Origin of the sequence: Microbacterium sp. Leaf351 (genome assembly GCF_001423825.1) — a bacterium.
GTDB classification, from domain to species: domain Bacteria; phylum Actinomycetota; class Actinomycetes; order Actinomycetales; family Microbacteriaceae; genus Microbacterium; species Microbacterium ginsengisoli.
The window spans coordinates 182,852-190,583 of sequence record NZ_LMPK01000038.1; the positions used below are offsets into that span (position 1 = coordinate 182,852).

At 71.0% G+C, this 7,732-nt stretch carries 7 protein-coding genes; 4 read left to right on the forward strand and 3 right to left on the reverse strand.

Annotation, left to right across the window (positions count from 1 at the left end):
• Both ASG00_RS13665 and ASG00_RS13670 read left to right on the forward strand, forming a co-directional pair.
• The coding region (locus tag ASG00_RS13665) for an ABC transporter ATP-binding protein (protein WP_082483272.1) at positions 1 to 1,056 on the forward strand (1,056 nt) is incomplete at its 5' end.
• A 69-nt stretch (positions 1,057 to 1,125) separates the two neighbouring features.
• Positions 1,126 to 2,436 carry a DUF4032 domain-containing protein gene (locus ASG00_RS13670; RefSeq protein WP_056210255.1) on the forward strand — a complete coding sequence of 437 codons (1,311 nt, stop codon included), beginning with the start codon at positions 1,126 to 1,128 and terminating at the stop codon, positions 2,434 to 2,436.
• A 14-nt stretch (positions 2,437 to 2,450) separates the two neighbouring features.
• On the opposite strand, the gene ASG00_RS13675 is transcribed toward ASG00_RS13670, so the two are convergent.
• From ASG00_RS13675 to ASG00_RS13685, 3 genes are all read right to left on the reverse strand, one after another.
• Entirely contained in the window at positions 2,451 to 3,089 is a 639-nt protein-coding gene (locus ASG00_RS13675) for an NAD(P)-dependent oxidoreductase (RefSeq protein WP_056210383.1), read from the reverse strand.
• Positions 3,090 to 3,171: 82 nt separating this feature from the next.
• A complete protein-coding gene (locus tag ASG00_RS13680) occupies positions 3,172 to 4,590 on the reverse strand; it encodes a 2-oxo acid dehydrogenase subunit E2 (RefSeq protein WP_056210258.1) in 1,419 nt (472 codons plus the stop codon).
• A complete protein-coding gene (locus ASG00_RS13685; protein WP_056210259.1) occupies positions 4,590 to 6,779 on the reverse strand; it encodes an alpha-ketoacid dehydrogenase subunit alpha/beta in 2,190 nt (729 codons plus the stop codon). The genes ASG00_RS13680 and ASG00_RS13685 overlap by 1 nt, the downstream gene beginning before the upstream one ends.
• A 147-nt stretch (positions 6,780 to 6,926) precedes the next feature.
• Here ASG00_RS13685 and ASG00_RS13690 point away from each other — a divergent pair, with 147 nt between their 5' ends.
• Together ASG00_RS13690 and ASG00_RS14650 are read left to right on the forward strand one after the other, a co-directional pair.
• Positions 6,927 to 7,454 (forward strand): VOC family protein, encoded by a 528-nt coding sequence (locus ASG00_RS13690; protein WP_056210262.1) that lies wholly within the window; start codon positions 6,927 to 6,929, stop codon positions 7,452 to 7,454.
• 22 nt (positions 7,455 to 7,476) lie between these two features.
• A partial coding sequence (locus ASG00_RS14650) for a GntR family transcriptional regulator (protein WP_156456264.1) occupies positions 7,477 to 7,732 on the forward strand: 256 nt, incomplete at its 3' end.

The following is a 7,732-nucleotide window of genomic DNA, read 5'->3' on the forward strand; positions in this document are numbered from 1 at the left end:
ACCCGCCCCGCGGTCGACAAGCTCAACCTCGAGATCGGCGACGGGGAGTTCCTCGTGCTGGTCGGCCCGTCGGGATGCGGCAAGTCCACGTCGCTGCGCATGCTCGCCGGCCTCGAGGAGGTCAACTCCGGTCACATCCGCATCGGCGACCGCGACGTCACCGACGTGCCCCCGAAGGATCGCGACATCGCGATGGTCTTCCAGAACTACGCCCTGTACCCCCACATGACCGTCGCGGAGAACATGGGCTTCGCGCTCAAGATCGCCGGCGTCGGCAAGGAGGAGCGGGCGCAGCGGGTGCTCGAGGCCGCGAAGCTGCTCGACCTCGAGCAGTACCTCACCCGCAAGCCGAAGGCCCTCTCGGGTGGCCAGCGTCAGCGCGTCGCCATGGGCCGTGCGATCGTGCGCCAGCCGCAGGTGTTCCTCATGGACGAGCCGCTGTCGAACCTCGACGCGAAGCTGCGTGTGCAGACCCGCACGCAGATCGCCTCGCTGCAGCGGCGCCTCGGCGTCACCACCGTGTACGTCACCCACGACCAGACCGAGGCGCTCACGATGGGCGACCGCATCGCCGTGCTCAAGGACGGCCTGCTGCAGCAGGTCGGCACCCCGCGCGACCTGTACGAGAAGCCGAACAACGTGTTCGTGGCCGGCTTCATCGGCTCGCCCGCGATGAACCTGTTCCCCGTCGACCTCACCGAGGGCGGCGTGCGCTTCGGCGACCTCGTGGTGCCGGTCGAGGCCGACACGATCGGCAAGGCCCACGGCAGCGAGGTGACGATCGGGGTGCGCCCCGAGGACATCCAGATCGTCGGCGCCGGCGAGAAGGGCCTGTCGGTCACCGTCGACCTCGTCGAGGAACTCGGCGCCGACGGCTACCTGTACGGCCACGCCGACATCGCCGGCAAGCGCACCGACATCGTCGCCCGCGTCGACGGACGTCGTCACCCGAACGCCGGCGAGACCGTCGTGCTCGCTCCCGTTCCGGGCCACGTGCACGTGTTCGACCTGGAGTCCGGCGAGCGCCTGACCGACAAGGCCATCGCCGCGGCCTGATCGCATCACACCGCAGTGCAGCGGCGCGGGGGCATGCTCCCGCGCCGCTGCCGTTTCTGAGGGGCATCCGTGCCGGAGTACCTGAGCATCACCGCGAGCGACATCGACCCGGGGCTGCTGTCGCTGCCCTGGAGCCTGCCGCTGTCGGACTGGCCGTCGTCCTCGATCGTGTACCTCCCCAAGGGCCTCTCACGGCACCTGGTGAGGTTCGCGAACCTGTCCGGTCGCGTCGTGGCCATCAAAGAGACCACCGAGGGGATGGCGCGCCGCGAGTACGACATGCTCGGCAACCTCGCGCGGCTCGACGTGCCCTGTGTCGAGCGCGTCGCAGTGATCGGCGGGCGACGGGATGCCGCCGGCGCACCGCTTCCCGCCGCCCTCGTGACCGCGCATCTGAAGTTCTCGCTCCCCTACCGGGCGCTGTTCACGCAGGTGCTGCGCCCGCACACCGCCACACGACTCGTCGACGCGCTCGCCGTGCTGCTCGTGCGCCTGCACAACGTCGGCTTCTTCTGGGGCGACGTGTCGCTCTCGAACACCCTCTTCCGGCGCGACGCGGGCGCGTTCGCGGCCTATCTCGTCGACGCCGAGACCGGCGAGCTGCACGAGAGCGGCCTCACCCGCGGACAGCGCGAGCACGACCTCGACGTCGCGCGCACCAACATCGCCGGCGAGATCATGGATCTCGCCGCCGGCGGGCGGCTCGAGGGCGGCATCGACGCGGTCGCGGTGGCCGATGGCATCCTCTCGTCGTACCGGTCGCTGTGGGCCGCCCTCACCGATCAGGAGAGCTTCAGCGCGAGCGAGTCCTGGCGCATCACCGAGCGGGTGCACAAGCTCAACGCGCTCGGCTTCGACATCGGAGAGATGTCGATCTCGACCACCGGCGACGGCACTCGCGTGGCGATCCGTCCGAAGGTCGTGGACGCGGGACACCATCAGCGGCGTCTGCTGCGCCTGACGGGCCTCGACGTCGAGGAGAACCAGGCACGGCGGCTGCTGAACGACCTCGACGAGTTCCGCGCGCGGGCCGCCCGCCCCGGGCAGGACGAGGACATGGTCGCCCACGAATGGCTGACCCGCATCTTCGAGCCGGTCGTGACCTCGATCCCGTTCGATCTGCGCGCGAAGCTCGAGCCCGCCGAGGTGTTCCACCAGGTGCTCGAGCATCGCTGGTACATGTCGCAGGCACGGGGGGCGTCGGTCCCCCTCGCGGAGGTCGTGTCGTCGTACATCGACGACGTGCTGCGTCATCGCCGCGACGAGGCCACCGTGATGGGTCCGCCGACGGAGACGATGTCGCTTCCCGTCATCCGTCTCAACGACGACGATGAGGATGACGACGGGTCAGACGAGATCGACTGGCGCGACCTCGTCTGACCCGGAGGCGTCGGTCAGTACCCGATCGTGAAGCGCCCGCGGTGGTGCGCCGGCGTCTCGATCTCATCGACCACCGCGACACCCAGGTCGGCGCCGGAGATGTACGACTTGCCGTTCTCGTCCGAGACGAGCACGTCGCCGCCGTCGCGGTAGGCCCCCGTGCGCTCGCCCGGCGCCCACGCGCCGAACTCTGCAGCCGGGTGCACGAAGAACCAGTCCTTCGCGGCATCCGTCGCCTGGAGGTCCTCGAGGATGCCGATCGCCTCGAACGCCTCCGCCTTGTACTCCTCGGGGAACCCGCTGTCGATCAGGCGCGGGCCACCCGGGGCGACGAGGCTGCCGCCCGCGCCGCCGATGACGCCCAGCCGCACGGAGTCCGGCAGCGCCGCGAGCAGCTCGGCCGTCGCGGGCCGGAGCTTGCCCGCCATGTCGCCGCGCGGCGCCGCGGCCGACACGACCACGTCGACGCCCTGCAGCTCGGCGACGAGCGACGGCACGTCGAGCAACGTCCCTTCGACGTAGGTCGCGCCCTCGACGCGCTCGGCCGGCACGGAGCGGGCCACGGAGATGACGGTGTGTCCACGGCTCACCGCCTCGCGCACGATGTGACTTCCGGCGTAGCCGGTTCCTCCGATGACGGCGATGCGGGCCATGACGTTCCTTTCGGTGTGGTTCGACAGGCGCAACGCGCCCGCGGGATCCATCATTCCGGGGGCCGCGGCATCCGTCGGCATGTCACACGAGCAGCGACAGCGGGTGCTCGATCCTCCGGACGAATGCGGCGAGCCACTGGGCGGCGAGCGCCCCGTCGAGCACGCGATGATCGGCGGACAGCGTCACGGTCATGACCGTCGCCACCGAGAGCTCGCCGTCATCGTCGATGACCGGCCGCCGCGTCGCGGCGCCGACGGCGAGGATGCCCGAGTGCGGCGGATTGATGATGGCCGCGAACTCTGCGGTGCCGTACATGCCGAGGTTCGAGACCGAGAACGATCCGCCCTCGAGCTCGCTCTGCTTGAGGCGCCCCGCCCGCGCCCGCTCGGCGAGTTCGCGGATGACCGCGCCGAGACGCCCGACCGGAAGCGTGTCGACCCCGCGGACGACCGGGGTCACGAGTCCGCCCGGGATCGAGACTGCGATCGCGAGATCGACGCCGGAGAAGCGCCGGGTGACCTCCGGGAGCCAGATGGCGTTGGCCTCGGGCACGTCGAGGAGCGCGGCGGCGACCGCCTTGACGACGAGGTCGTTGACCGACACGCGCGCATCGGCGGCACGACCCTCGTTGATGCGTGCGCGCAGATCGAGGAGGGCGTCCACCCGGCAGTCCGCCCGCAGGTAGATGTGGGGGATCTCGGTCTTCGCCTCGGTGAGCCGACGCGCGATGGCGCGACGCATGCCGGTGTGCGGGATGTCCTCAGCGCCGGCCGGTGCGGGAGCCTGAGCTCCCGCGGGGGCGGGCGGCACGGGCGTCGAGACAGGGGCCGTCGCCGCCGGGGCCACGGGCGCCGGCGCGGGCAGATCGTCGAGGTCGCGCCGCACGACGCGACCGCGCGGGCCCGAGCCGCGCACGGCGGCGAGATCGATGCCGCGCTCGCCCGCGAGTCGACGCACGAGCGGGGAGGCGAACACGCGCCCAGCCGAGGAATCGGGGCCTGCGTCATCGTCCGCCGGCGCATCGGGCGCAGGCGGTGCGGGCACCGATTCGGCAGCCGATTCCGGTGTCGGCACGGGCTCGGTGACCGCCGTCGGCACGGGCTCGGACGCCGTGACGGGTGCGGCCTCGGACGCCGTGACGGGTGCGGCCGCCGTCGTCGGCGTCGTCGGTGCAGGCACAGGGGGAACCGCGTCGGCGGGCGGGCCACCGACGACGACACCCTCCGCCTCCGCGGCGGCGAGGGCATCGGCGCGGGACTCGGCCGCCTCGGCGACGACGGCGATCGGCGCACCGACGGCGCCCGCTTCCCCGGCCGGGAGGAGGATCGCGGCGAGCTCGCCGGCGACCTCGGTCTCGTACTCGACGACGGCCTTCTCGGTCTCGATCTCGACGATCGGCTGGCCGGCGGCGACGGCCGTCCCGATCTCGACGAGCCACGTCTGAATCGCCGCCTCGCCGGTGCCCGTGGCGACCTCCGGCATGCGGATCACGGCGGCCATCAGCGACCGCCCCAGGCGCGACGCATGGCGTCGATCTCGGTGACGATCTCGGGGGTCCCCGCGATCGCGGCGCGTTCGAGGATGCGGGAGATGCTCGGGCTCGCCTCGCCGCCGGTGACCCGCTCGACGGGCTGGTCCAGCCAGTCGAAGAACCGCCGCTGGATCTCGTCGGCGAGCCACGCGCCATACGACGGGCCGCGCGAGCCCTGCTCGACGATGAGCACGTTGTTGGTCTTGCGAATGCTCTCCCCCACCGTGTCCCAGTCGAAGGAGGCCCGGTCGAGCCAGCGCAGATCGATCACCTCCGCATCGACGCCGGTCTCGGCGACGGCGTCAAGCGAGGACTGCACCATGGAGAGGTAGGTGAGCACGGTGAGCTCCGCGCCCTCCCGGCGCACGGCTGCGCTGCGAGGCGGGATGACGTAGTCGAGCGGCGCATCGGGCACGCGGTCGGCCTGGCCATAGAGATCGACGTGCTCGATCACGAGCACGGGGTCATCGAGTTGCAGCGCCGCGTTCATGAGGCCCACGTAGTCCGCCGCGGTCGAGGCGGCGACGATGCGCCAGCCGGGCTGGGTCGCGAAGATGCCGGCGGGGTCCATCAGGTGCTGCGATCCGTAGCCGGATCCCATGGCGACCTTGGTGCGCAGCACGAGCGGCACCGTGTTGTTGTCGCCGAACATGTGGCGGGCCTTGCCGACCTGGTTGAACACCTGGTCGGCCGCGACCCACATGAAGTCGGGGTACATGAACTCGACGACCGGCCGGAACCTGCCGTCGAGCGCGATGCCTCCGGCGAGCCCGAAGAACCCGTTCTCGCTGATGGGGGTGCCGATGACCCGCTCGGGTCCATATGCCTTCGCGAGCCCCTTCGTGGCGCCGTTCGTACCGCCGTTGAGTCGGTGGACGTCCTCGCCGAGCACGACGATGCGCTCGTCCTCGGACATGCGCCGGTCCATCACCGCGGCGACGGCGTCGACGAAGCGGATGTCCCGCCACGGCCCGTCGAACACGATCGGGTCGGATGCCGCGGCATCCGCGAGTTCGGACTCGTCGCCGCGGATGCCGGTGTCGACCACTGCCGGGTCGGGCCAGAGCTCGGGGCGGATGCGACGACGACCGGCGTTGTCGGGGTCGTCCTCGACGAGCGCCGCGACGGCGTCGACCATCGCCGCGACGGCCTGGTCGCGCACGGCTTCGAGCTCGGCGTCGGAGGCGATGCCGAGCGAACGGAGCCTGCCGCCGAGGAGGGCGATCGGATCGCGCTCGCGCCAGCTGGCCTCCTCGTCCTTCGTGCGGTAGCCGAAGGCGCTCCCGGGGTAGGGGCCGTTCTGGTGGAAGAAGCGGTAGACCTCCGCCTCGACGATCGCAGGACCGTCGCCCGCGCGCATCCGCTCGGTCGCCTCGGTCATCGCGAGGTGCACGGCGAGGGGGTCCATGCCGTCGACCCGCCACGACGGGATGGAGAACCCCTGCCCGCGCACCGAGAAGCGGGCGTCGGCGCTGGCCTCCGAGGCATGGGTCGAGACCGCGTAGAGGTTGTTCTCGATGAAGAACGCGACCGGGAGGTGCCAGGTCGCGGCGAGGTTGAACGACTCGAGCACCGAGCCGATCTGGCTCGAGCCGTCGCCGAAGTAGTTGACCGAGACGTCCGTCGTGCCGGCGTGCTTCTGCGCCCACGCGTGGCCGGCGGCGATGGGGGCGCCGCCGCCGACGATGGCGTTCGTTCCGAGCGCGCCCGCCTCGAGCCACTGCAGGTGCATCGACCCGCCGCGTCCGCCCGAGAACCCCGGTGCGAGGCCGAGGATCTCGGCGAGCGTGCGCTGGAGCAGCGCGTTCAGCGCCGGGTCGACGAGGGCACCGAGGTCGAGCCGGCCGCCGGCGACGTAGGTGATCGCCTTCGCGAGGAACTGGTGGTGTCCGCGGTGGGAGCCGTTGACGGCATCGGTGGGACGCAGGCCGATGATCGAGCCGACGGCGCCGCCCTCCTGACCGATGCTCGAGTGCGCGGGACCGTGCACGAGGCCGGCGGCGGCGAGGTCGAGCACGGCCTCCTCGAAGGCACGGATGAGGTGGAGCTCGCCGTACATGGCTGTCAGCAGCTCCGGGTCGGCGGCTTTCCAGTCGGCGGCGGTGGTCGACAGCGAGATCCAGTCGACTCCCGTCTGCAGACGACGACGTTGGGGCATCCCATCTCCTTCGACAGTGCGCCGCTCGTCAGCGCTCACTCACGGTAACGCACGTTTGGATCCAATTTCAAGAACTTCTTGCGTTCAAACCGGGAATTGACGCACACTGGAGCCGAAACTGGATCCAGACGACGAGGAGGTCGATCGATGACAGGAATCCCCGGTCTGCGCGGCTCCGACCACCTCGGCATCACCGTGCCCGACCTCGAGGAGGCCGAGCGCTTCCTGGTGGACGTGCTCGGCGCCGTGCCCGTCTACACGCTGGGCGCGAAGCGCGCCGACGACGACTGGATGTCGCGCCAGCTCGGGGTTCACCCCCGGGCCGTGATCACCGAGATCCGCTTCTACCGTCTCGGCAACGGCACCAATCTCGAGGTCTTCGCCTATGAGACGCCCGACGGGCAGTCGCCTCCCCCGCGCAACAGCGACATCGGCGGACACCACCTCGCGCTCTACGTCGACGACATGGATGCCGCGATCGCCCACCTGCGCGCGTACGACGTCGAGATCATGGGCGACCCGATCGCGAGCGCCGGTGCCGCCGCCGGTCAGCGATGGCTGTACTTCCGAGCCCCCTGGGGCATGCAGTTCGAACTGGTCAGCTACCCCGACGGCAAGGCCTACGAGGCCGACTCCCCCGTCATCCTGTGGCATCCGGCCCGCCCGGCAGAATGAAGGCGAGCCGAGGGGATCATCGATGACCGCACAGACCGCGTCGACGCATGCCGACGACACGCACGCCCGCCCCCGCGACGGAGACGCCGGACCGCGCATCGCCGACAGCATCCGCGGCGGCATCGTCGGCGGCGACTATCCGCCGGGCATGCGTATCCGCCAGGAGGATCTCGCCGCCCGCTTCGGTGCGAGCCGTGTGCCGGTGCGGCAGGCGCTGCAGCAGCTCGAGTACGAGGGGCTCGTCACGGTCGTCGCGAACGCCGGCGCGTGGGTCTCCC

What these genes read in the sequence shown, in the direction of transcription:
- ASG00_RS13675 (WP_056210383.1), bottom strand. Translation starts at nt 3,089, where the DNA reads ATGGCCCGCATCGCCGTCATCGGAGGAACCGGCTACGCCGGAAGTCAC.
- ASG00_RS13680 (WP_056210258.1), bottom strand. Translation starts at nt 4,590, where the DNA reads ATGGCCGCCGTGATCCGCATGCCGGAGGTCGCCACGGGCACCGGCGAG.
- ASG00_RS13690 (WP_056210262.1), top strand. Translation starts at nt 6,927, where the DNA reads ATGACAGGAATCCCCGGTCTGCGCGGCTCCGACCACCTCGGCATCACC.
- ASG00_RS13685 (WP_056210259.1), bottom strand. Translation starts at nt 6,779, where the DNA reads ATGCCCCAACGTCGTCGTCTGCAGACGGGAGTCGACTGGATCTCGCTG.